Source organism: Polaromonas sp. (genome assembly GCF_030680935.1).
GTDB lineage: Bacteria > Pseudomonadota > Gammaproteobacteria > Burkholderiales > Burkholderiaceae_C > Polaromonas.
Genome location: NZ_JAUXUP010000015.1, coordinates 43,124 through 67,090, shown reverse-complemented (window position 1 = coordinate 67,090; position 23,967 = coordinate 43,124). Strand labels below are relative to the sequence as shown.

Here is a 23,967-nt window from a genome sequence, read left to right as displayed (position 1 = left end):
CCCTCATGACGCGAAGGCTCTCACCGTGAGAACCGCAAGGAGAACGGTCATTAGGGAGAAACACCACGCCAACCAGCCCAAACCAAGAAATGACCAATGACTCGCGCTGGATTGGCGCTGCAGTTCGTCCTGTTGCGCGAGGGTAAGGTGGCCTTGGCCCTTTTTCCATTCCGTAGGCCAGAAGCGCCACGGTGTCTCACGCAATGGCTCACCCATTCGGAAGGCGTCGATTGCCAGCGCCGCGCAGGCGCAGGTGAGAACGAGGAGCAACCAAGCGGACATTGCGCTCTAACGTTGGAGGCTACCGGGTCGCAACACTTGCGGCGAAGCCGCTTCCTCTAGTTGCGGCTCCGCGTGGGCCGACGGGTTAGACCGCGGCATCAGCATGGGGTGATGTCCGCGTCCGGCCCCGCGCTCGCACGCCGCCGCACGCCCAGTAAATAGTCTGAAAAGAACATCAGGCGATAGCGAATCATTGGGGCATCTACGTCACCGACAGGGGCTAGGTTTGGTCGTACGCCATTCACCATCCCTACTCCAACACCCCAGTTCCCATCTCTCGCCACAGCACTAGGGGCCTGCCACTGAGACCATGTCGCAAGAGTTGCATCGCCTGGCGGCTGAAACACGTAGTGAGCTGGCCGTTGCAGTGTCACGAGCAAAGCCTTCAACTCAGAGAGGGGCGCAGTATAGGTTTCGAAAATTGGCTGCCCCGTCCCGCTTGTCCCCGTGACTGTTTGGCCTCCGCCTCCCACCGAGTCACTCTTCACGGTTTGAAAGCCTATAGTCTTTCTAGAGGGGTCTGAGCGGAGGCAAACCTGAACTATTAAGTGCGGCGGCTCCATACGGCGTGTTTCACCTGAATCAACTGGCCGCAAGGCGCCGACACTACATCCAACAAGGAGAGCTCCGGCAAGGGTTCCAAGAGAGGCTTTCAGCATGAGGTCTAACTTTGATATATCCCGCGAAACTGCCGGATAACATGGCGGCCAGTCAGATAACGTGGCGCCTGAAAATTGAAAAATGCGTTTGAATTCATAAAGTTACGTCAATACACTGTATCTATGCGCAGGTATATTGAATTTGAAAGTCGCCGGCCCTGTTTGACTTCTGCCCGGCCACCAGACCAGACGCGCAAGCGCATTTCTTGCGCCACTATAGCCTTCAAACCGACAGAGTCGGCGTGCAACCGGCCCGCTTTTTCATCTCACGGCATGGCCGGGGCACGCCATGCAGCATCCGCGCCACATCGGCAAAGCTGAGACGTCCTTCAGTGGCGTACAGCCCAAACAAAAAAGGGCCCGCAGGCCCTTCCATCATCCAGCAGCGAGGTTCAATCCGCCTTGATCCCGTTGTCCTTCACCACCTTGGCCCAGGTGTCGATCTGTTTGTCGATGAAGACACGCGCCGCGTCGGGCGTGCCGCCCAGGATGTCGATGCCTTGCGCGCTGAGCTTGTTCGCGATCTCCGGGTTTTTCAGCGCCTTGTTGATTTCCTCGTTCATGCGCTTGATGACCTCGGGCGGGGTTTTGGCCGGTGCCAGGATGGCCCACCAGGCCGGTGCGTCGAAGCCAGCAAAACCACTTTCGGCCACGGTCGGCACATTCGGCAGTTCGGGCGCGCGTTTGCTGGTCGTCACGGCCAGCGGGCGCAGGCGGCCGCTGTCGATGTGCGGTTTGGTGACAAACACCGAGCCGATGGCCAGCGGCACATGGCCGGCGACGGCGTCGCTCATCAGCGGGCCGCCGCCCTTGTAGGGCACGTGTTGCCAGTCGATACCGCCGCTTTTGGAGAGCAGCGACATGGCCAGGTGGCCCAGGCTGCCGGAGCCAATGCTGCCGTAGTTGACATTCTTCTTCGCTTTGGCGGCGGCCACCACATCACCAAAGGTTTTGTACTCGGATGCCGCGAAGGTGGCGAGCACCATGGCCGAGGTGCCGATGACCATGACCGGGGCCAGGTCCTTGCGGGTGTCGAAGGGCATGCCGGGAATCAGGCTGGGGTTGACGCCGTGGGTGTCGAACACCACCGCGAAGGTATAGCCGTCGGCCGGCGCCGTTGCCACGGCCGCGGTACCAATGGAACCGGACGCGCCGCCCTTGTTCTCCACAATGATGTTCTGCCCCAGTTGCTGCGACAACGGCACTGCCAGGATGCGGGCCACCTGATCGACCGAGCCGCCAGGCGGGAACACAGCGACAAACTTGATCGGCTGTTTGGCGGGCCAGGCCTGGGCCATGGCACTCATCGAGGTGGCGCACAGCGCGGCGGCCGTGACGGCCAGGGCGGTTCGGGAGATCCAGTGTTTCATGGTGGGGTGATCCTGCGAATGAAGTAGTCGCCAGTATCGGCAGGAGCCAGTCAAACCGCCATTGCGGTTAATACTTAGCATGCCAACCATTCGCATCACACCCCCACGTCCCTCCGCGCTTCGCGCAAAATCAGCCCATGGTCCGACCCTCCCAACTCCTGTACCCGCAGCGCGAACCCGCGCCCACCCGCCCTGCGGCCACCGTGCTGCTTCTGCGCGACAGCCCGCAAGGCATCGAGGTGCTGATGACGCGGCGCTCCATGACAGCCAGTTTTGCGCCGGGCGCCTATGTCTTCCCCGGCGGCGGCATCGATGCAGCCGACAGTGCGGCGCATGCGCAGTCCACGCGCCGCGCCAGCCAGAGCGATTTGCACCTGACACAGGCGATTGCCGCCATCCGCGAAAGTTTTGAAGAACTCGGCGTGCTGCTGGCCCGTCATGCCGACGGCAGCCATGCGACCACCGCCGACATCGCGGCGCTGGACCGCAAGGCGCCGTTTGCCGCGCAGTGCCGCGACCAAGGCCTGGTACTGGCCGGCGACCAGGTGTTTGTGCTGGCGCACTGGGTCACCGACCGGGATCTGCCACGCCGCTTTGATGTGCCTTTTCTGGTGGCGCGCATGCCCGAGGGCCAGGAGCCGGTGGCCGACGAAGCCGAGCAGTTTGAACCCTGCTGGGTGCGGCCGGCCGACGCGCTGGCGCGGCATGAAGCCGGCGGCTTTTTTATCATCTTCCCGACCATACGCACGCTGCAGCGCCTGCAGCATTTCAAAACCGTGGATGCCGTGCTGCAGGCCTGCGCCGCTTCAGAACAGCCGCTGTGGACATCCTGCCCGCGCGCCGGTTTTCTGGAAGGGGCCGAAGCACGCTACATGGAGCATGAAGCACCGTATGGCGAACTCGCGCTGACCAGCCCCGACGGGCAGATGGTGCACGCACTCGACTGGCAGACGGCGCAACCCGCGGCGCTGCTGAAAAACCTGATGCGCCTGACCGCACCCAACCCCGGCGTGATGACCGGCCCCGGCACCAACAGCTACCTGGTCGGCGACCCGAACACCGGCTACATCGCGATCGACCCCGGCCCGGCGGACAGCGACCACCTGCAACGCCTGTGGCGCGCAGCGGGCGGCAACATCCGCATGATTGTGTGCACCCACTCACACGCCGACCACTCGCCGGGCGCCAAACCGCTGCAGGCGATGTGTGGCACACCCCCACCGATTCTGGGCCTGCCCTCGGCACCCACAGCCCGAGCCGCCAGCCAGTTTGCGCCCGACCGGTCGCTATCAAATCAGGAGCTGCTCACGCTTGCGGGACAAGGGCCAGAGGCCAAAATAACTCACACATTGAAGGTGATTCACACCCCCGGCCACGCCGCCAACCACCTGTGCCTGGTGCTGGTGGAAGACGGTATTTTGTTCAGCGGCGACCACATCCTCAACGGCAGCACCACCGTGGTGGACCCGCCCGACGGCAACATGAACGCCTACCTGGAGTCGCTGGACGGCCTCAGCGCCGCCTGCGACGAACACGGCATCAGCTTCATCGCGCCGGCCCACGGCTACGTGATTGGCGAAGCCAAAACCGCGATTGCCCAGCTCAAGGCGCACCGCCTGAAACGCGAAGCCAAAATCATTGGCGTGATGCAGGCGCAACCGGATGGATCGATGGACGACTGGGTCAAACTCGCCTACGACGATGTGGACCCACGCATCTGGCCGGTGGCCAAACGGTCGCTGCTGGCGCATGTGGAGAGAATCCAGTCAGCAGGATTTTCAGCCTGATGAACACCGCAAGCATCACCCCACAAGCGCCGGTCACGGGTTTTCATGCCCATGTGTACTTTGACGCCAGCAGCCTGGAAAAAGCGCGCAGCCTGTGTGAAGCGGCAGCGCGGCGCTTTCCCTTGCAAATGGGGCGTATTCATCAGCAGCCTGTGGGCCCTCACCCGGACTGGAGTTGTCAGCTGGCCTTTGATGCGGCGATAGCGGGTGAAGTCATCACCTGGCTGGCGCTGAACCGGGAGGGGTTGGTGATATTCACCCATCCGCTGACGGGTGACGACCTTGCCGACCACCGCGACCATGCGATCTGGATGGGAGCCGTGCGGCCGCTTGATTTGTCGATCTTCAAGCAAGCTGAATAAGTGTGAAGCCCGCCGATAGGCCGGATTTTGTGCGGAACGACTTCCTTGCGGTTACCGCCCCGTGACTGCCATTAATCTGGGCCGTCTGTCGCCAGACGGCTCGGTGCTACCTACCCGCACACTCCGGGGGCCCCGTCAACGTGTGCCTACTTGGTATTGCTGCGCGTAGAGATTGCTCGTTTCACCCGGACTTAACCGGCTCGTCTCTGTAGCTCTGATCCTCACCTCACGGTGGACAGCCGTTAGCTGCTACGCTGCCCTGTGCAGTCCGGACCTTCCTCCAGTGCGGTGTTTCCACCCTTGCACCAGCGGCAGTCTGGCGTGCTTCACGGGGTCTATTATCCCGGCAATTCGTCTGCTACTTATTTGATAGCTGGTTGCGCAAGCCCCATATGGGCCAGTGACCTAAAATGCTTCACAGATCCGAAATACAGATCCACGAGGTACACCCGCCATGATTCGCCTGACCGAGCTCAAGCTCCCGCTTGACCACCCCGCAGACGCCCTGCCCGCGCTGATTGCCGCCACACTGGGCATCACGCGCGCCGACCTGCAAAGCCACACCGTCTACAAACGCAGTTACGACGCGCGCAAGCAAAAGCTGCTGCTGGTTTACATCGCCGATGTAGAGGTGGCCAGCCCCGCGCTGGAGGCCAGCCTGCTGGCAAAGTTTGACGACAACCCGCATATTCGCCCCGCCCCTGATCAAAGCTACCACCTGGTCGCCAGCGCCGCTCAGGCCCCGGCGCTGCGTCCGGTAGTCGTCGGCTTCGGCCCCTGCGGCATTTTTGCGGCCTTGCTGCTGGCGCAGATGGGTTTGCATCCCATCGTGCTGGAGCGTGGCAAAAAGGTGCGTGAACGCACCAAAGACACCTGGGGCCTGTGGCGCAAAAGTGTGCTGAATCCCGAGTCGAACGTGCAGTTTGGCGAAGGCGGCGCCGGCACCTTTTCCGACGGCAAGTTATGGAGCCAGATCAAGGACCCGCGTTTCCTGGGCCGCAAGGTGATGACAGAGTTTGTCAAAGCCGGCGCACCCGACGAAATTTTGCTGGTCAGCAAGCCCCATATAGGCACCTTCAAGCTGGTCAAGGTGGTGGAACACATGCGCGAGCAGATCATTGCCATGGGAGGTGAGATCCGTTTTGAGCAGCGCCTGAGCGATGTGCTGATAGAAAACGGCCAGCTCAGGGGCCTGACAGTGCAGAACCTGGCCGATGGCACAAGCTACGAGCTTCGTACCGACCATGTGGTGCTGGCACCCGGCCACAGTGCACGCGACACCTTCGCCATGCTGCATGAACGCGGCGTGTATATGGAGGCCAAGCCATTTTCAGTCGGCTTTCGCATCGAACACCCGCAGGGCCTGATTGACCGCGCGCGGCTGGGCCAGCACGCCGGTCACCCGCTGCTGGGCGCTGCCGACTACAAGCTGGTGCACCACGCAGCCAATGGCCGTTCTGTCTACAGCTTTTGCATGTGCCCGGGCGGTACGGTGGTGGCGGCCACTTCGGAAGAGGGCCGTGTGGTGACCAACGGCATGAGCCAATATTCGCGCAACGAGCGCAATGCCAACGCCGGCATTGTGGTGGGCATCACCCCAGCCGACTATCCGGGCGGTCCGCTGGCGGGCATCCACTTTCAGCGCGCGCTGGAGTCACATGCCTTCACGCTGGGCGGCAGCAACTACCACGCGCCTGGCCAGCTGGTCGGGGACTTTGTGGCGGGCAATGCTTCCACGCAGCTAGGCAGCGTAGAGCCCTCCTACAAACCCGGCGTGTTGATGACCGACCTGGCCAGCGCGCTACCCGCCTACGCCATCACCGCGATGCGGGAGGCCCTGCCGGTGTTTGGCAAGAAGATCAAGGGTTTTGACATGTTTGACGCGGTGCTGACCGGGGTGGAGACCCGCACCTCGTCACCGCTGCGCATCACGCGCGGCGACGATTTTCAGAGTATCAATGTAAAAGGGCTGTACCCGGCGGGTGAAGGCGCCAGCTACGCGGGCGGCATTTTGTCGGCCGGTGTGGACGGCATTGAGGTGGCCGAGGCGGTGGCGCTCAGCATCACTGCGAGCGGCGCCCGACCCTAAAAAAAGCCGCTGCAGCAGCAGCGGCTTTTTCAGTTTGTGGCCCGGCCAGCTCAGACCTGGCCGGGTTGTGCGTTTTGCAGCGCGGCAATACGCTCTTCAATCGGCGGGTGCGTGCTGAACAGCTTGCCTATGCCGCCGGCAATTCCGAAGGCCGCCACGCTTTTTGGCAACTCACCGGGCACCATGCCGCCCAGGCGGGCCAGCGCGTTGATCATGGGCTGCTTGCGCCCCATCAGCTGCGCCGCACCGGCATCGGCGCGAAACTCGCGGTGCCGTGAGAACCAGGCCACCACGATGGCGGCTGCAAACCCGAGTACGATGTCCAGCACGATGGTGGTGACCCAGTAACCAATGCCGGGGCCGGAGTTGTTGTCGCTGCCACGGCGCAAAAAGCTGTCCACCGCATAACCAATCACGCGGCTGAGGAACACCACAAAAGTGTTCATCACGCCCTGAATCAGCGTCATGGTGACCATGTCGCCATTGGCGATGTGGGCGATCTCGTGGCCCAGCACGGCTTCAATCTCTTCGCGCGTCATGCCCTGCAGCAAGCCGGTAGACACCGCCACCAGCGCCGAGTTTTTAAAAGCACCGGTGGCAAAGGCGTTGGGCGCACCCTCAAAAATACCGACCTCCGGCATACCGATACCGGCTTCGGTCGCCAGCTTTTGAACGGTCTGGACAATCCAGGCTTCGTCGGCGTTTTGCGGCTCGTTGATGACACGCACGCCCGAGCTCCACTTGGCGACGGGCTTGCTGATCAAGAGGGAAATAATGGCGCCACCAAAACCGATGACGGCGGCAAAACCGAGCAGCATGCCCAGGTTCAGGCCCTGCGGTGTCAGGTAACGATTGACACCCAGCAAGCTGGCGACGATGCCCAGCACCACCACCACTGCAAGGTTGGTCATGACGAACAGAAAAATACGTTTCATGGATGCTCCGTAGAGGTCGACATTAAAAAAAGCCAGCCGAAAATCGGGCTGCTCCTGCAGAAAATGGGGCAAATTCAGTCCAAATCAAGTCTCACCACAGCCCACTACACGGGTTTTTCTGCGGGCTCCTGCGCTGCGCGGCCTGAAAACAGAGGAATCATCATAAAAGGAAAAGTTCTCGTTTTCGGCGCACCAGCCCGGAACACCCAACACGGGCAAAGGGGTAAATGGCTTGCCGGCCAGCTTGCCAGCGCTTAAGTCTTGCGCCACCCAGGCGTCCAGTTTCGCTATCGAATTCATAGCTGGTTGCGCTCGGTACACATGGGCTGTGATCGTTTTTCGTGGATCAAGCAGCTTCTCCAGCAACGCGTGGCCAAAGAGCACCAGCTGCGCCTGCTGCCACAGCGGCCGCAGGTCCACAAACAAGCGCAGCCAGTCGCGCGCCAGCAGGGCATCCCAAAGCGGTTGCGGCGCCTGCAGGAAAGCCGCATTTTCGTCAAACACCGTCAGCGCATCGCGCACCGGCCCGCGCAGAGGGGTAACACCCGCACTGGCAATTTCTGATGCTTGCAGCTGGTTGAGTTTTTTCTTGGTTTCAGGAAAGCGCAGCCAGCACAGGCCGTTGAAAAAGTCGTGCAGGTTGTTGCGGGTAGGGACAGCACCTGTTTCGGAAATGAACTGTTCATAGGCGTGCCCCGGCGGCAAGGCGCTTTGTGGCACAAAGCGCGGGACGCCAGCCTGCTGCTGGTTCAGCGCATCATGAATCGGGGCACCGCCTGCGATGTTTTGTGCCACGCATTGGCCGGTTTCACGCCAGGGCTCCAACCAGGGCTGGCTCCAGGCGATAGGTAGCGCAGAAAACGGCGCGCCAGCGTTCATCCGTTTCTGGCGGCGGGCCGGGCCTGTCTTTTGTCGCGCACCATCACGGTGGACTTGCCTTCGTCTGCTATTTCAAAGAGCTGGGTGGCCACCAGCAACTTGGTCAGGGTGGCATAGCCGTAGTTGCGATGGTCAAACGAGGCCTGGTTGGCGATTTGTGTGCCCACCGCACCCACGCGCGCCCAGCCCTCGTCGTCTGCAGCGGCCTGCACCGCGTTGCGCAGCAGCATGACAAGTTTGGCGTCCTGCTTGAGTTGCGCTGGCGTTGCTCGCAGCGGCGCAGCGGCGACCGCTTCGGCGTCTTCGCGGGCGCCTGCCGGGGCGTCCACCGCCGCCATGGGCCGCAGCTTGTCCAGGTACAAAAAGCGCGAGCAGGCGTTGACAAAAGGCTCGGGGGTTTTCTGCGCGCCAAAACCATACACCGCAGCACCCTTGGCACGCAGGTGCATCACCAGCGGGGTGAAGTCGGCGTCGGACGACACAATGCCAAAAGCATCGGGCCGGTCGGTATACAGCAGCTCCAGTGCGTCAATCACCATGGCCATGTCGCTGGCGTTTTTGCCCTTGCTGTAGTCAAACTGCTGCATCGGGCGGATCGCGTGTTCATGCAGGGCTTCTTCCCAGCCCTTGAGCTCGCTTTTTTTCCAGTTGCCGTAGGCGCGGCGGATATTCGTCTCGCCAAAGGTGGACAACTCGTTGAGGATCAAATCGATCTTGGAGGCCGGCGAATTGTCGGCGTCAATCAGCAGCGCGACGCGCGGTTTGCGTTCCATCAGGGCCTCCCGGCAAGCATTTTCCAGGGCAATGTCTCACCACTTCGCAGCGGCTTCAACTGAGCCTCGCCAAATGCAAAACTCTCGGGCGGCGTCCAGCTTTCTTTCTTCAGGGTGATCGTGCCGGTGTTGCGCGGCAGGCCGTAGAAGTCAGCGCCATTAAAGCTGGCAAACGCCTCCAGCTTGTCAATTGAACCCACAGAATCAAAGGCCTCGGCGTACAGCTCCATCGCCGCATGCGCGGTGTAGCAGCCCGCGCAGCCTGTCGCGTGTTCCTTGAGATGGGCGGGGTGTGGCGCGCTGTCGGTACCCAGGAAAAAACGCGGGTTGTCGCCGGTTGCGGCTGCCACCAGCGCGAGACGGTGGGTTTCGCGCTTGAGCACTGGCAGGCAGTAATAATGCGGCCGGACGCCACCGGTAAAAATCGCGTTGCGGTTGTACAGCAAGTGGTGCGCGGTGACGGTGGCCCCTGTGAAACGGTCGGCCTGATACACGTACTGCGCCGCCTCTTTGGTGGTGATGTGCTCAAAGACAATTTTCAGCTCGGGGAAATCGCGCCGCAGCGGAATCAGCTGGGTGTCGATGAACACCGCCTCGCGGTCAAACAGGTCGATATCGGGCGAGGTCACCTCGCCGTGCACCAGCAGCAGCAGGCCTTCGCGCTGCATCGCTTCCAGTGTTTTGTAAGTCTTGCGCAGATCGGTCACGCCGGCATCGCTGTTGGTGGTGGCGCCGGCAGGGTACAGCTTGGCAGCGACCACACCCGCATCTTTGGCCCGTTTGATCTCGTCGGGCGGCAAGTTGTCGGTCAGGTACAGCGTCATCAAGGGCTCAAAGGCCACGCCGGCCGGCACCGCGGCCTGGATGCGCTGGCGGTAAGCCACGGCCTGCGCGGCTGTGGTGACGGGTGGACGCAAGTTGGGCATGATGATGGCCCGGCCAAACTGAGCTGCCGTGTGCGGCACGACGGTGTGCAAGGCGTCGCCGTCGCGCACATGCAGGTGCCAGTCGTCGGGGCGGGTGATGGTGATTTGGGTCATGGCGCCATTGTCCCAAATCTCAAGGCCCTATCCCTATATCCGCCCCGATCCCGGCGCGTAGCGAGCGGGATGCAATGCGAGGCGCGGGCGCCCGAGGGAAACCGGAGCGACCTCAAGGGTCGTGAGGATTTTCCTTGGGCTGCAACGACGCAGTGCGCCCGCGCAGTAGCGGCAGCTCAGTACTTTGGGTACGTGGGGATGGCCTGTGGGACCCGCACCGCAGCGATACGCCCGCGCAGTAGCGCCGCGCGGCAGCGCCTAGTGCGCCAGGATCTTGTTGAGAAAATCCTTGGTCCGATCCTGGCGATTTTCCGGATGCATGAAAAACTCGTCTTTCGAGCAGTCTTCCAGAATCTTGCCGCCCACGTCCATGAAGATGACGCGGCTGCCGACCTTCTTGGCAAAACCCATCTCATGGGTGACCACCATCATGGTCATGCCATCGGTCGCCAGGCCCATCATGCAGTCGAGCACCTCACCCACCATCTCCGGATCGAGCGCCGAAGTCGGCTCGTCGAACAGCATGGCAATCGGGTCCATGCTGAGCGCGCGGGCAATCGCCACACGCTGCTGCTGACCGCCGGACAACTGGCCAGGGAACTTGTCCTTGTGCAGCATCAGGCCGACACGGTCCAGATATTTGAGGCCGTGTGTTTTGGCCTCTTCCTGGCTGCGCCCCAACACCTTGACCTGTGCCAGGGTGAGGTTTTCGGTAACGCTCAAATGCGGAAACAGCTCGAAGTTCTGGAACACCATGCCGACGCGTGAGCGCAGCTTGGGCAGGTCGGTCTTGGGGTCGTGCACGGCCTGGCCATCGACAAAAATCTCGCCCTTCTGGAAGGGCTCCAGGGCGTTGATGACCTTGATCAATGTGGATTTGCCGGAACCCGACGGCCCGCAGACCACCACCACTTCACCCTTCTTGATGTGGGTGCTGCAGTTGTTGAGCACCTGAACCGTGCCGTACCACTTGGAAACGTCTTTCATCTCAATCATCATGTTCTCCAGTCTTCGCTCTTGATCCGCTTTTTAGCTTGTCTTCTCATGGTTTGAGAAATTCACCGAATGATGGCAATTTTGTTCTGCAGGCGTTTGACCATGTAGGACAAACCGAAGCACATCACAAAATAAACCACTGCGGCCAGCAGGTAGGCCTCTTCCGTTCGGCCGTAAATTTTGCCCGCAGTGCTGAAACCCTTGAGAAGGTCATAGGCGCCAATCGCATACACCAGAGAGGTGTCCTGAAACAGAATGATCGTCTGCGTGAGCAAGATGGGCACCATGTTTCTGAAGGCCTGCGGTAAAACAATGAGCTTCATGTTCTGCGCGTAAGTCATGCCCAGCGCGCGCCCCGCATTGACCTGCCCGCGCGAGATCGACTGAATGCCGGCCCGCATGATCTCACTGAAGTAGGCAGCCTCAAAAGCCACGAAAGTGATGACGGCCGAAATTTCAGCACGGTAGTTGCTGCCCCCGGGGATCAGCGCGTAAAACCCGGCTGGCACCAGCAGGAAGAACCACAAAATCACCATCACCAGCGGCACCGATCGCATTCCATTGACATAGATGGTGGCTGGCACCACCAGGATTTTTTTGCCCGACAAGCGCATCAGCGCCAGGATGGTGCCAAAAATAATGCCGCCTATGGTGGCCACAATCGTCAGCTGGATGCTGAAGAAAAATCCCTTGATGACGAACTTGGAGATGATGTCCCAGTTGAAAAAGCTCAGGTCGAGTCCAAACATGTCAGTGCCCTCCACCAGCTGCGCCGGCCATGACATAGCCGGGGATCTGGACCTTCTTTTCGATGAAGGCAAACACCCGGTTGACGGCGAACGCAGACACCGCATAGGCGGCAGTGACCGCCAGATAAATCTCGATGCCGCGCGAGGTTTCTTCCTGGGCCTGCATTGCAAACATGGTCAGCTCGGCAATCGACACGGCGAATGCCACCGATGAATTTTTAAGCAGATTCATCGATTCGCTGGTAAGCGGCGGAACAATGATCCGGAAAGCCATGGGCAAAATCACATAGCGGTAGGTCTGCGCGGTGGTAAACCCCATGGCCATGCCGGCGTAGCGTTGGCCCCGGGGCAGCGACTGCACGCCCGCCCTGACCTGTTCGGCAATACGGGCCGAGGTAAAAAACCCAAGCGCAAAAACCACCAGCACAAAACTCGGCAGATCTTTCATCGCCGGAAACATTTTTGGCACCACAAAATACCAGATGAAAATCTGTACCAGCAGGGGGATGTTGCGGAACAGCTCTACCCAGGCGTTGGCCAGGCGAACCAGCCAGGGGCTGTTGGGCAGGGTGCGCAGCGTACCGAAAAGCACCCCTACCACCATGGCCACGACCCACGACGCACCGGCGACGGCCAGGGTCCAGCCCCAGGCGTCAAACATCCACTCCAGGTAAGTGCGTCCGCTGCCGTCGTCGTTTAGAAAAACCCGCCAATCCCAGTTCATATCTACTCCCGCCAAGAAATATTTTCAATTGATCGCCTGTTGCCCTGCAACCCAGGGTGTCCGGGAAACGCTGAACCAGTCCCCTGACAAACAACAAACCCCGCCAGAAAGTTACCGACGGGGTTTGCGATTTAGCTCTGACCCGGATTACTTCTTGGCGTAGTCTTCCATGGGCTTGTCATTCGGAGTGGCCCATGCGGCCTTGGTGCTCTCGCTGACAGCCAGCCCAACGCGGGTGTTTTTTGGAGGAATCGGCTGCATGAACCACTTGTCCCACAGTTTGGCCATGTCGCCGGACTTGATCAGGTCAGCCACGGTGTCAGCGCCGATTTTCTTGAATGCCGGGTCATCCTTGCGGATCATGATGGCAATCGGTTCCACGCTGAGCACTTCACCGACAATTTTGAAGTCAGCGGGGTTTTTTGCAGTCGCAATGTTGCCGGCAAGAATGGAGCCGTCCATCACAAAGGCATCAGCCCGGCCGGACTCCAGCAGCAAAAAGCTGTCAGAGTGGTCTTTGCCAAACACTTCCTTGAAGTCAACGCCGGTAGCGCGCTCGTTTTTACGCAGTGTCTGGACCGAAGTCGTGCCGGTGGTGGTTGCCACGTTTTTGCCGTTGAGCTGGGCAATGCTGGTGATGCCGGAGTTGGCCTTGACAGCGATACGGACTTCTTCAACAAAGGTGGTCGGCAGGAAAGACACGTCTTTCTGGCGGGTGGCGTTGTTGGTGGTGGAACCACACTCAATATCCACGGTACCGTTCTGGACGAGGGGAATACGGTTTTGCGAAGTCACCGACTGGTATTTGACTTCAAGCTTGCGGCCAACCGCCTTTTCGACGTTGGCAATGACACGGTTGCAGACCTCGACGTGGTAGCCGGTGTACTTGCCGTCACCCAGGGTATAGGACAAAGCGCCAGAAGAGTCGCGAACACCCATGGTGATCACGCCGGAAGCCTTGACTTTGGCGAGGGTGTCGTTGGCCTGGGCAAAAGCGCCGCTGGTCGCGAGGACAGCAATGGTCAGTGCGGCAAGTTTGAGTTTCATGAAATTTCCTTCAGTTGATGAAATAGTTGATGATGACATTCTAAGGAGCAGGCCATGGGCGAATGCCCAAGGTTTACCCCAGCCCTCAACGCGCCAGCCGACTGACTGGTATGTACAAGAACGCGCTGTAGCTGACCATGGCCGACAGCATGCGGGTAAAGCCGCAGTGCGTGAAGGCAAAAAGCAGATCCAGCAAAAAGCATTCCCCAAGATAGTGCCAGCGTTCAAATCGGCGCAACAGAGTTGTCAGCTAAGCAGTCTTTGTGCCAGCCCTTCGGAAACCCTTGGCAGGCCCCGTCAGACAGTCACCGTCCGCTTCGCAGAACGAAACGGACTGTAAATTTATGGCGTATGAAAAGCCAATGCTGATAACGCGCTGGTTCATGCATTTTTTTTATAACCGATCAGGGTTGCTACTTAGAGCGCCTCCTGAGCCCCCGATTCACGAACGTGATTTGGCAGGCGGCCTGGCTAGCGACTGGCTTTCAAGAAACTGCCACAAGGCCTGAGCCGGGCTTTTGGCGACGTCTTTGCCGGCGGGTCGTTCGCGGTACACGCGCACATCCATCGTCATCTCCAGCCCCTCACCCGCGCTCACCAGTTTTTTGGCCCTCAGCTCTTTCTTGACCGCGCTGAACGGAAGAAACGCAATGCCGTGTCCTTCCAGAGCCATCGCCTTGAGACCCTCTGCCATATCGGTCTCATACACCCGGTCCAGGTGGATGGCGGTGCTGGACTGCTTGAGGATCAGGTCCACCACCCGGCCCAGATAGGCGCCGGGCGCGTAACCAAGATAAGGCAGCGGCTGGCCAGCGCGGCCGGGCAGGCGGTACAGCGGCGCACCGTCCGCATCGGCCTTGACGAAAGGCGCCAGCACCTCCTGGCCGAGGCTGATCATCTCGTAGCGGTCGGCGTCGAGCTGGAAGGGCTGGGAGTCATGGTGGTAGGCAATCAGCAGATCGCAACTGCCCTCGACCAGGCGCATCACCGCATCATGGACATTGAGGGCAATCAGACGGCTCTTGATGGGGCCGAACTTCTCGCGCAGGCTGGTGACCCAGGCCGGAAAGAAAGTGAAGGCCAGTGAATGCGGGACCGCAAACTCGATCACATCCTGCCCGGCCGAGTTGTGGCCGCGCAGCATGGCGCGTGTCGATTGCAGGCCCTGCAGCATCTCCAGCGACTGGCTGTACAGGGTTTCACCAGCCGGCGTCAGGCGCGTCGGGTAGGAGCTGCGGTCCACCAGGTCGGTGCCGGCCCAGGCCTCAAGCGCCTGGATGCGCCGCGAAAATGCTGGCTGCGTCACGTGGCGCAGCGTCGCCGAACGGCTGAAACTGCGCGTTTCAGCGAGACTGACGAAATCTTCCAGCCATTTGGTTTCCATGGGGCAATTATGCGAGGAGACGGCGATGGCCGGTGTATGGGAATCCCGCAGACTGGAACCGCCAGCACGTACCCCACCCGCTATCAAATAAGGAGCTGCTCGCGCAAACTCTGATTGGGCTGGAGCGCTGAAACATTCTCAATTTATTCGGCGCTTTGCTGCAACGCCCACATCGCCGCATAACGCTGCCCCAACGCCAGCAACTCGGCGTGGGTGCCGCGCTCGATGATCTGGCCGGCTTCCATCACCAGGATTTCATGGGCATCCACCACCGTGGACAGGCGGTGCGCGATCACCAGCGTGGTTTTGTTCTCAGCAATGCTGCGAAGTTCCGCCTGGATCGCGCGTTCGTTGGCAGAGTCCAGCGCCGAGGTCGCCTCGTCAAAAATCATGATGGGCGGGTTCTTCAGCAGGGTGCGTGCAATCGCCACGCGCTGCTTTTCGCCGCCGGACAGTTTCAGCCCGCGCTCGCCGACCATGGTGCCGTAGCCGGCAGGGGTGGAACTGATGAAGTCATGGATGCGCGCAGCGCGCGCGGCTTCTTCCACCTGGGCGCGGCTGGCGCCGGGCTGGCCGTAGGCGATGTTGTATTCCACCGTGTCGTTGAACAGCACCGTATCTTGCGGCACGATGCCTATCGCCTGGCGCACGCTGGCCTGGGTCACCTGCTTGATGTCCTGGCCGGCCACCGTGATGCGACCCTGCTGGACGTCGTAGAAACGGAACAGCAGCCGCGCCAGCGTGGACTTGCCGGCTCCGGACGAGCCCACCACCGCGACGGTTTTACCGGGCGGAATCTCGAAGCTGATGTTGTGCAGGATGGGCCGTGACGGCTCGTAGGCAAAGCTGACATTTTCAAACCGCAGCGCTGGCGAGGCCTGCAGACTCAGGGGCTGTGCGCCGGGCTGGTCGGCGATTTCGCGCTCCTTTTCCATCAGGGTGAACATTTTGGACAGGTCGGTCAGGCTTTGCTTGATCTCGCGGTACAACACGCCCAGAAAACCCAGCGGAATGTAGAGCTGGATCATGAAGGCATTGACCATGACCAGGTCGCCCAGTGTCATGCGGCCGTCCACCACGCCCTGCGTGGCGCGCCAGAGCATGGCCACCAGGCCGGCAGCAATGATCAGTTGCTGGCCGGTGTTGAGCATGCTCAGTGTGGTCTGGCTCTTGACCGCAGCGCGGCGGTAACGCAGCAGGTTCTCGTCGTAGCGTTTCGCTTCAAAGTCTTCGTTGTTGAAGTACTTGACGGTTTCGTAATTCAGTAGCGAGTCGATGGCCCGGCTGTGCGCCGTGGAGTCGAGCTCGTTCATCTCCTTGCGGAACTTGGTGCGCCACTCTGTCACCGTGACAGTGAAGGTGATGTAGAACACCAGCGCAATGATGGTGATGCCGGCAAACCAGACGTCGAACTTGACCGCCAGCAGCGTCAGCACCAGCGTGACTTCGATCAACGTCGGGATGATGCTGTACAGCGAATACGAAATCAGCGAGTGCACGCCGCGAGTGCCGCGTTCGATGTCGCGCGTCATGCCGCCGGTCTGGCGCTCCAGGTGAAAACGCAGGCTCAGCGCATGCAGATGCCGGAACACCTCCAGCGAGATGCGGCGCGCCGCGCCTTCGGTGGCCTTGGCAAACACCAGCTCGCGCAGCTCGGTGAACAAGGAGGTGGACAGGCGCAGCAGGCCGTACCCCACCAGCAAGGCGGCCGGCACCACCAGCACGATTTGCACGTCGCCTGGTTTGAAGCTCATCGCATCGACAAGGTTTTTCAGCAGCAGCGGCACACCGACATTGGCAACCTTGGCGCCGACCATGAAGCTCAGGGCAGCCAGCACGCGCCATTTGTAGTCCCAGAGGTAGGGAAACAGGCGCTGGAGCGTGGCCCAGTCGGAGCGGTTTATGTCGGGGGCGGGGGTTGCGCCGGGGGCTGGCGGTGCTTCGGCGGCGGGGGCATAGGAGCGCATCGGAGACAATTGTCCTGTTGTTTTAATTTTCCATCACCGATTGTGCCTATGTCCACCCAAACCGACCTTGCCCATGACCCTTTGAGCGTCACGCTGCCCCTGGACAAGGAGCTGGTGCTCAAGGTGATCCCGATGCCGGCAGACTGCAATGCCAACGGCGATATTTTTGGCGGATGGGTCATGGCCCAGGTGGACCTGGCCGGCTCGGTGATTCCGGCTCGGTATGCCGATGGGCGCATGGCCACGGTGGCGGTCAACGAGTTCATCTTCAAGCAACCCGTGCGGGTTGGCGACATCCTGTCTTTTTATTCACAGCTCACGCGGATTGGCCGCACCTCCATGACGGTCAAGGTCGAGGTCTATGCCGAGCGCTTCCGCTCCCAGGGGCGCTACATCAAGGTGACCGAGGCCAGCGTGACCTATGTGGCGATTGACGACGCCGGCCAGCCACGGCCGGTGCCGCCGTCCTCGCTGCCACGTCCGCAGTAAATCCGCTCTGCTTTTGATAGCTGATCACGCTCGTCTGGTATGGGCTGGAGGCCTTCTTCCAACTAAAACTTGCCGTGCCGGCCCTGCCCGCCGGCAAAACGCGCGGCGCCCTGCAGGCCCTCGGCAATACATTCCCGGCCGCGGTCCCACTCCTGCTTGAGCGCCTGCGGCAAGGGCAGGTGCCACTGCGTGTAAACACTCTGGCGATCCGCCAGCATGGTTTTCTGCGGAAAAGTCGAGAGTTGCCGCGCCAATGCCAGCGCCGCCTCGCGCGCTGTGCCGCGCGGCACCACCCGGTTGCACAGCCCCATCTGCAAAGCTTCCGCCGACTCAACCTTGCGACCGGTCAGGATCAAATCCATCGCATGGCCCATACCGATCAGGCGCGGCAAGCGCACCGTGCCGCCGTCGATCAGCGGCACACCGAAGCGGCGGCAATACACGCCGAAGTAGGCGTCTTCCTCCATCACCCGCATGTCGCACCACAGCGCCAGCTCCATGCCGCCGGCGACGGCTGCGCCGCTGACGGCGGCAATCACCGGTTTGGACAGCAGCAGCCGGGAGGGGCCCATGGGACCGGCTGGCTGTTTGTCCTCTGCCTGGAATTCCAGGTCCGCAAACACCCCGGCATCGCCGCCCTGCGCTTCGCGCAGCAGCTTTGCGCCGAACTGCAAATCCCAGCCGGCACAGAAATGTCCGTTCGCGCCATGGAACACCGCTACCTTCGCGCTGTCATCGGTATCAAAGGCCAGAAAAGCTTCGTAGAGTTCACGCGCATGGTCGCTGTCCACTGCATTGCGCACGTCGGGGCGGTCCAGCGTGATGACCGTGACCTCCCCATTTTTTTCAACATGAATACTCATGGTTTGTCTCCCCACCAGCCAACACGGGGCGCCGCCAGGCAGGCGGCGAGTTCATAGTCGTTGACATTGATCTCCATGCGCAGCAGCGCCGCCGCCATGGACTTGCCCAGGTTGTCCAGCCGCAGGTTGCGCGCACCGCCGCCCTGCAGCGCGTCATGCAACACCAGTTTGATCGCCAGAATGTTCGGCAAGGTCCAGCATTCGACCCGGCCCGGCAGCCAGGGGGCAAAGTGGGCTTGCACACGCTCGACCGTGACCTCGCGGGCCAGGACGGCATATCCAGTTTCGTTCCAGGCAAACAGGCCGAAGTCCACCCAGTCGGCCTTGTCGCCGCTGCGCGCATGGGCCAGCCGGGCAAGCTGTATTTTCTGTGCGGGTGTGTTCATGTCTGTAGCAGCTCCACGCGCGTGTTTGGCTCGACGAGGCTGCGGTCTATCAGCGCCGGCCAGATGCCGAGCAATTCGCTGGTGTTGTGCAAGCCGTGAAAACCGCAGGTGTAAGCCGGGCCGCTGAGCCCCATCCACGGAAACAGGCGGCCAAAACCGTCAGCGGCTTTTTTATCGTTCGTGCGCAGCACCATGCGCACCCACACTTCGTTGAGGTCTGCCAGCCCGGCGGTATCAGGCAGGGGCGCCAGCGCGCCATGCGCCGAGTTGAGCCCCGGAAATTCGACAAACAACGCCTCGTGCGGCACCGCCTTGTCGGCCAGCTGCGCCTTCACCATCTGTACTGCCGCCAGCGCCTTGTCGTACGCGTCAGGCCAGCTGAAGCCCCAGGTCACCTCGGCCTTGAAGCCGTCGCGATAGCCACCCACGACCTTGAGTTGCTCAGGGCGCGCGTGGCCCGTCGCGCCCGTCATGCGCACCCTGTCCTGGCCCAGGTCTTCGAGGAGGATGGTGGACAGGTCCAGCATCACATCGGGGGAGGCATAGGCGTGGGGGTTATGCACCTCGTACAGCAGTTGCTGGCGCACGGTGTCGAAGTTGATGCGGCCACCGGTGCCCGGCGCCTTGGTGATGACGGCGCTGCCGTCTTCACTGACCTCGGCAATCGGATAACCGATGTGGGCCAGATCGGGAATATCTTTCCAGGCCTGCAGGCTGCCAAAGTTGCCGCCGCTGCCCTGACCCGAACACTCGAGCAGGTGCCCGACAGCCAGGCCCTGGGCCAGACGATTCAGGTCGGCGGGTGTCGCAGGATCCGCACTGTCACCCAGGTTCCAGTCGAACTCATGCACCAGCGGCGCGAGAAATAGGGCCGCATCGGCCACACGCCCGGTGATCACGATATCTGCGCCCTGCTGCAGTGCAGAAACGATGGGGCGCGCGCCAAGATAGGCATTTGCAAACACCATGCGCTCGCACACCGAATCAAATGAAGCGCCGTTAAACATATGTGCCGGTGCCAGGTCAGAGAGCTGCTTTAAAACCTCGTCTCCTGTCACAACGGCGACGCGCGCAGTCCATCCTTTTGCCGCAAAAGCGTCGCGAACAGCGGCTGCCGCACCGGCCGGATTGAGGCCTCCGGCGTTGCAGATGAAGCGTACTTTTCGCTGCGCCATGGCCGGCCACAAACGCATGAGCATGGGCACCACGTCCCTAGCGTAGCCGAGGGAAACATCACGCTGCAGGTCCTTCTGCAAGATCGCCAGCGTGAGCTCGGCGAGGTGGTCACTCGCGATGTACTGAACACCTCCACGCTCAATGCTTGCCAGCACCGGTTCCCATGCGTCTCCGTAGAAACCCAACCCGGCACCAATCCGGATTGATTTTTTCATTGAATCCAGCTCATGATCAACCCCGTCAAATTCAAAGCGGAAAAAAGTTGCGGCTCGGCCCGCCTTCCGGCAATTCGTTTATTTTTACCAAGCACCTGCTTTGTAAAAATTTATTGTGGAGTAAAAGTGCAGATATTGCAATTGATCATCGACGGCTCAGCGCAGGGCTGTATTTACGGGCTGATCGCGCTGGGTTTTGTGCTCATCTACAAGGCCACCGAGACGGTCAGCTTCGCGCAGGGTGAGCTGATGATGCTGGGCGCTTTCGGCGGACTGGCCTGCATGACCATGCTGGGCTTTCCCTACTGGCTGGCCATCCTCAGCTCGATTGCCGGGATGGCCCTGTTCGGCGTGCTGCTGGAGCGGCTGGTGATACGGCCCATCCTCGGTCAACCCGCGTTTTCCATTGTGATGCTGACCATCGGTGTCGGCTACACGGCACGCGGCCTGATCACCATGATCCCCGGCATAGGCACCGAAACCCACACCCTGCCCGTGCCCTACAAGGACCAGATCTGGAACGTCGGCGCGCTGGTGCTCAATGTCGAAAAAATGGCCGTCATCGGCAGCACCGCTGCATTGTGCCTCGTGCTGTTTGCGGCGTTCAAGTACAGCAAGCTGGGCATTGCCATGCAGGCGTCATCGCAGAACCAGCTGGCCGCCTACTACATGGGTATTCCGGTCAAACGCATCAATGGGCTTGTCTGGGGTCTGGCCGCAGCCGTAGCAGCGGTCGCTGGACTGCTGCTCGCGCCCATTACTTTTGTACACGCCAACATGGGTTTCATCGGCTTGAAGGCCTTCCCGGCCGCGGTGGTTGGCGGCTTCGGCAGCTTGCCCGGTGCCATTGTCGGCGGCCTGATCATCGGCATTGTCGAATCGCTGGCCGGTTTTTACGCGCCCGATGGCATCAAGGACATCGCGGCCTATGTGGTGGTGCTGTTCATGCTGATGGTCAAGCCCAACGGTTTGTTCGGCGAAAAACTCCGCAAGAAAGTCTAAGCCCTCATGCGTTTCATATTTAAAACCGACTACGGGCAGGACATCAAGCTTGCCAAACACGGCGGGCATGTCTTCTGGTACGGCGCGCTGATGCTGCTGCTGGTTGCTGCGCCCTGGCTGTTTGCCGAATACTGGCTGGCCCAGCTGACCTTCATCCTGATCTATTCGATTGCCGGCCTGGGACTGATGCTGCTGGCGGGCTTCACCGGACTGTTCTCGCTGGGTCATGCCGCCTTTCTTGGCGTCGGCGCCTATACCCAGGCCGTCATGACCAATGCCGGTGTGCCCTTTCCGATTGCGCTGGCCTGCGCGGCCGGCCTGTCGGCCGCTGTGGGTCTGGTTGTTGGCTTGCCGGCACTGCGCGTCAAAGGCATCTATCTCGGCATGGCCACACTTTCCTTCGGCTTCATCGTCGAGGAGGTCTTTGCACGCTGGGAAAGCGTCACCGGCGGCAACTCGGGCATCCACATCAAGGCGCCCGACATGTTCGGCTGGAAGCTGGACAGCGGCGAAGCCTTCTATTTTCTCTGCCTGCTACTGGCGGTTGTCTCTACGCTGGCCATCCTGAACCTGCTGCGTTCACCGACGGGCCGCGCCTTTGTGGCTATCCGAGATTCGGAAATTTCCGCGCAAAGCATGGGCATTCACCTGGCGCGCTACAAAACCCTTTCGTTTGCGCTGTCGGCAGCACTGGCCGGTGTCGCCGGCGCCCTGTATGCACACAAGCTGCAATTCATATCGCCCGACCAATTCAACATCCTGCAGTCCATAGAGCTGCTGCTGCTGATTGTGGTCGGCGGCGTCGGTTCGGTGCACGGCGCCTTTCTGGGTGCAATCTTCCTGATCTCGATGCCGCAGGCGATTGCGCTGGTCAAGGATTACCTGCCCGCCGCCATCGGCCAGGCACCGGGCCTGCAAGGCGTGGTGTATGGCATGGTGTTGATTGCCTTTGTGCTGTTTGAACCCCTGGGCCTGTATGGCCGCTGGCTGAAAGTGCGTACCTATCTGCAGACCTTTCCGTTTTACCGAAAAGGCATGTTCAAGCGGCAGAAATCCTTCCAGAAATCAGATCGTCTGAAATGAGCCCCACACTACAACCAGCCGGGCAGCCCTTGCTGTCCGCAAGAAACCTCAGTGTCCGTTTTGGCGGCGTGCTGGCCGTGAACAACGTCAGCTTTGATGTCAAGCAGGGCGAAGTCTTCACCCTGATCGGCCCCAACGGTGCGGGCAAGACCACGGTGTTCAACCTGATCAGCCGCATCTACACGCCCACCACCGGCGAGATCGACTACCTGGGCGCCAAGCTGACCGATCAGCCACCGCACAAGATCGCCGCGCTGGGCATTGCGCGCACCTTCCAGAACATCGAATTGTTTGAACACGCCACCGTACTGCACAACCTGCTGATAGGCCGGCACACCCACAGGCAAACCGGGCTTTGGAGCGAAATCTTCTTCACCCAGAAAACCCGTGAGGCTGAGATTCAGGCGCGTGAAAAAGCCGAGGAGGTGATCGACTTCCTGGACTTGCAGCATCACCGCGACTCCTATGTTGCCGGCCTGCCCTATGGCGTGCGCAAAGTGGTGGAATTGGCTCGGGCCTTGTGCACTGAACCGAAGCTGCTGCTGCTAGACGAGCCCTCCTCGGGCCTGAATGTGGAAGAAACCGACGACATGGCTTTCTGGATCCAGGACATCAAAAACGAGCTGGGCATCACTGTGCTGATGGTGGAGCACGACATGACGCTGGTCTCCAAGGTCTCTGACCGGGTGCTGGCCATGAACCAGGGCGAAGTCCTCGCCATGGGCACACCGCGCGAGGTGCAAAACGACCCTGGCGTGATCGAGGCCTACCTCGGCTCGGTCGATGATGTGTCGTCACTGCGCCGCCAGCACCAGCCGGTCAATCTCAACCAGGAGGCCCGCTCATGAGCGCCGTACCTCCTCCGGTCAGCGACCAGCCCGTGCTCAAGCTGCTCAACGTCGAGAGCTCTTACGGACCGATCAAGGCCATACGCGGCGTCAGCCTGCAGGTGCGGCGCGGCGAAATCGCCACCGTGCTGGGCTCCAACGGCGCGGGCAAAACCACCATTTTGAAAACCATCTCCGGCATCATCGATCCGCGCAAAGGCTCGATCGAGTTCAAGGGCGGCAACATCACCGCGCAAGATCCGGCCTACATTGTGCAGCAGGGCCTGAGCCATGTGCCCGAAGGCCGCGAGGTGTTCCCGCTGCTCAGCGTGCGCGACAACCTGCTGATGGGCGCCTACACCCGCAAGGACCGCGATGGCGTGGCCAAAGACATTGAAGCCGTGTTTGGCTACTTCCCCATCCTGCGCGAGCGGGCCTTGCAGGATGCGGGCCTGCTCTCGGGCGGCCAGCAGCAGATGTTGTCGATCTCGCGCGCCTTGATGGCCTCGCCCGACCTGATCCTGCTGGACGAGCCCAGCCTGGGCCTCAGCCCCAAGCTGACCAAGGAAATCTTCGAGATCGTGGTGCGCATCAACCGCGAGCGCGGCACCACCATCTTGCTGGTTGAACAAAACGCCAACATGGCCCTGAACGCGTCCGACTACGGCTACGTGCTGGAAAACGGCCGCATCGTGATGGAAGACACCTGTGCCCGGTTGCGGGAAAAGGAAGACATCAAGGAGTTCTACCTGGGCATGAAGGAAGACGGCGTGCGCAGTGAGCGCCGCTGGAAGAAGAAGAAGACATGGAGATGAAGCCGTGAGCGCACTTGGCGAGGGGCCCCGCAGCGTGGGGACCGACATAGCGCGAACGGCTTCGCGAG

The 23,967-nt window shown here is 60.9% G+C and carries 22 protein-coding genes and 1 other RNA gene; 8 read left to right on the top strand and 15 right to left on the bottom strand.

Annotation, left to right across the window (positions count from 1 at the left end):
- Positions 1–1,333 precede the first annotated feature (1,333 nt).
- Complete coding sequence (locus Q8L50_RS04900; RefSeq protein ID WP_305347540.1) at positions 1,334–2,311, bottom strand: tripartite tricarboxylate transporter substrate binding protein; 978 nt, start codon at positions 2,309–2,311, stop codon at positions 1,334–1,336.
- Positions 2,312–2,448: 137 nt separating this feature from the next.
- On the opposite strand from Q8L50_RS04900, the gene Q8L50_RS04895 reads away from it, so the two are divergent.
- On the top strand, positions 2,449–4,098 hold the full coding sequence (locus Q8L50_RS04895) for an MBL fold metallo-hydrolase (RefSeq protein WP_305347539.1): 1,650 nt from the start codon (positions 2,449–2,451) through the stop codon (positions 4,096–4,098).
- The gene (locus Q8L50_RS04890; protein ID WP_305347538.1) at positions 4,098–4,460 is read left to right on the top strand and encodes a DOPA 4,5-dioxygenase family protein; all 363 of its coding nucleotides are present in this window, start codon (positions 4,098–4,100) and stop codon (positions 4,458–4,460) included. Before Q8L50_RS04895 ends, Q8L50_RS04890 begins: the two co-directional genes overlap by 1 nt.
- Here Q8L50_RS04890 and rnpB read toward each other — a convergent pair.
- Positions 4,461–4,788: RNase P RNA component class A (gene rnpB, locus Q8L50_RS04885), an RNA gene on the bottom strand.
- A 126-nt stretch (positions 4,789–4,914) separates the two neighbouring features.
- On the opposite strand from rnpB, the gene Q8L50_RS04880 reads away from it, so the two are divergent.
- Positions 4,915–6,549, top strand: coding sequence for an NAD(P)/FAD-dependent oxidoreductase (locus Q8L50_RS04880; protein ID WP_305347537.1), 1,635 nt, complete (start codon positions 4,915–4,917; stop codon positions 6,547–6,549).
- 50 nt (positions 6,550–6,599) lie between these two features.
- On the opposite strand, the gene htpX is transcribed toward Q8L50_RS04880, so the two are convergent.
- The 10 genes from htpX to Q8L50_RS04830 form a co-directional block, all read right to left on the bottom strand.
- A complete protein-coding gene (htpX, locus tag Q8L50_RS04875) occupies positions 6,600–7,484 on the bottom strand; it encodes a protease HtpX (RefSeq protein ID WP_305347536.1) in 885 nt (294 codons plus the stop codon).
- A gap of 84 nt (positions 7,485–7,568) precedes the next feature.
- Complete coding sequence (locus tag Q8L50_RS04870) at positions 7,569–8,363, bottom strand: DUF3025 domain-containing protein (RefSeq protein WP_305347535.1); 795 nt, start codon at positions 8,361–8,363, stop codon at positions 7,569–7,571.
- Positions 8,360–9,136, bottom strand: a complete 777-nt coding sequence (locus tag Q8L50_RS04865; protein WP_305347534.1) for an NYN domain-containing protein — start codon at positions 9,134–9,136, stop codon at positions 8,360–8,362. The genes Q8L50_RS04870 and Q8L50_RS04865 overlap by 4 nt, the downstream gene beginning before the upstream one ends.
- Entirely contained in the window at positions 9,136–10,176 is a 1,041-nt protein-coding gene (gene pyrC / locus Q8L50_RS04860; protein ID WP_305347533.1) for a dihydroorotase, read from the bottom strand. The genes Q8L50_RS04865 and pyrC overlap by 1 nt, the downstream gene beginning before the upstream one ends.
- A gap of 258 nt (positions 10,177–10,434) precedes the next feature.
- Positions 10,435–11,172: an amino acid ABC transporter ATP-binding protein gene (locus tag Q8L50_RS04855; RefSeq protein ID WP_305347532.1), complete on the bottom strand. Its 738-nt coding sequence runs from the start codon at positions 11,170–11,172 to the stop codon at positions 10,435–10,437.
- 62 nt (positions 11,173–11,234) lie between these two features.
- Complete coding sequence (locus tag Q8L50_RS04850) at positions 11,235–11,921, bottom strand: amino acid ABC transporter permease (protein WP_305347531.1); 687 nt, start codon at positions 11,919–11,921, stop codon at positions 11,235–11,237.
- 1 nt (position 11,922) lies between these two features.
- Positions 11,923–12,645 (bottom strand): amino acid ABC transporter permease, encoded by a 723-nt coding sequence (locus tag Q8L50_RS04845; RefSeq protein ID WP_305347530.1) that lies wholly within the window; start codon positions 12,643–12,645, stop codon positions 11,923–11,925.
- Positions 12,646–12,792: 147 nt separating this feature from the next.
- On the bottom strand, positions 12,793–13,692 hold the full coding sequence (locus Q8L50_RS04840) for a transporter substrate-binding domain-containing protein (RefSeq protein ID WP_305347529.1): 900 nt from the start codon (positions 13,690–13,692) through the stop codon (positions 12,793–12,795).
- A 442-nt stretch (positions 13,693–14,134) separates the two neighbouring features.
- Positions 14,135–15,076, bottom strand: a complete 942-nt coding sequence (locus Q8L50_RS04835) for a LysR substrate-binding domain-containing protein (RefSeq protein WP_305347528.1) — start codon at positions 15,074–15,076, stop codon at positions 14,135–14,137.
- 143 nt (positions 15,077–15,219) lie between these two features.
- Positions 15,220–17,043: an ABC transporter ATP-binding protein/permease gene (locus tag Q8L50_RS04830; RefSeq protein ID WP_305347527.1), complete on the bottom strand. Its 1,824-nt coding sequence runs from the start codon at positions 17,041–17,043 to the stop codon at positions 15,220–15,222.
- Between the two features lie 48 nt (positions 17,044–17,091).
- Between Q8L50_RS04830 and Q8L50_RS04825 the strand changes: the two genes are divergently transcribed.
- The gene (locus Q8L50_RS04825; RefSeq protein WP_305347526.1) at positions 17,092–17,532 is read left to right on the top strand and encodes an acyl-CoA thioesterase; all 441 of its coding nucleotides are present in this window, start codon (positions 17,092–17,094) and stop codon (positions 17,530–17,532) included.
- A gap of 62 nt (positions 17,533–17,594) precedes the next feature.
- Here Q8L50_RS04825 and Q8L50_RS04820 read toward each other — a convergent pair whose 3' ends face one another.
- Genes Q8L50_RS04820 through Q8L50_RS04810 form a run of 3 tightly spaced genes read right to left on the bottom strand, consistent with a single transcriptional unit; the run spans position 17,595 to position 20,172 of the window.
- On the bottom strand, positions 17,595–18,395 hold the full coding sequence (locus Q8L50_RS04820) for a crotonase/enoyl-CoA hydratase family protein (RefSeq protein WP_305347525.1): 801 nt from the start codon (positions 18,393–18,395) through the stop codon (positions 17,595–17,597).
- Entirely contained in the window at positions 18,392–18,781 is a 390-nt protein-coding gene (locus Q8L50_RS04815; protein ID WP_305347524.1) for a hypothetical protein, read from the bottom strand. Before Q8L50_RS04815 ends, Q8L50_RS04820 begins: the two co-directional genes overlap by 4 nt.
- Positions 18,778–20,172, bottom strand: a complete 1,395-nt coding sequence (locus Q8L50_RS04810) for an acyclic terpene utilization AtuA family protein (protein WP_305347523.1) — start codon at positions 20,170–20,172, stop codon at positions 18,778–18,780. The genes Q8L50_RS04815 and Q8L50_RS04810 overlap by 4 nt, the downstream gene beginning before the upstream one ends.
- 126 nt (positions 20,173–20,298) lie before the next feature.
- Between Q8L50_RS04810 and Q8L50_RS04805 the strand changes: the two genes are divergently transcribed.
- The 4 genes from Q8L50_RS04805 to Q8L50_RS04790 are packed head-to-tail and all read left to right on the top strand — an operon-like array spanning position 20,299 to position 23,899.
- Positions 20,299–21,174 carry a branched-chain amino acid ABC transporter permease gene (locus Q8L50_RS04805; protein WP_305347522.1) on the top strand — a complete coding sequence of 292 codons (876 nt, stop codon included), beginning with the start codon at positions 20,299–20,301 and terminating at the stop codon, positions 21,172–21,174.
- A gap of 6 nt (positions 21,175–21,180) precedes the next feature.
- Positions 21,181–22,257 (top strand): branched-chain amino acid ABC transporter permease, encoded by a 1,077-nt coding sequence (locus Q8L50_RS04800; RefSeq protein ID WP_305347521.1) that lies wholly within the window; start codon positions 21,181–21,183, stop codon positions 22,255–22,257.
- Positions 22,254–23,105, top strand: a complete 852-nt coding sequence (locus tag Q8L50_RS04795) for an ABC transporter ATP-binding protein (RefSeq protein WP_305347520.1) — start codon at positions 22,254–22,256, stop codon at positions 23,103–23,105. The genes Q8L50_RS04800 and Q8L50_RS04795 overlap by 4 nt, the downstream gene beginning before the upstream one ends.
- A complete protein-coding gene (locus Q8L50_RS04790; protein WP_305347519.1) occupies positions 23,102–23,899 on the top strand; it encodes an ABC transporter ATP-binding protein in 798 nt (265 codons plus the stop codon). The genes Q8L50_RS04795 and Q8L50_RS04790 overlap by 4 nt, the downstream gene beginning before the upstream one ends.
- Positions 23,900–23,967 lie beyond the last annotated feature (68 nt).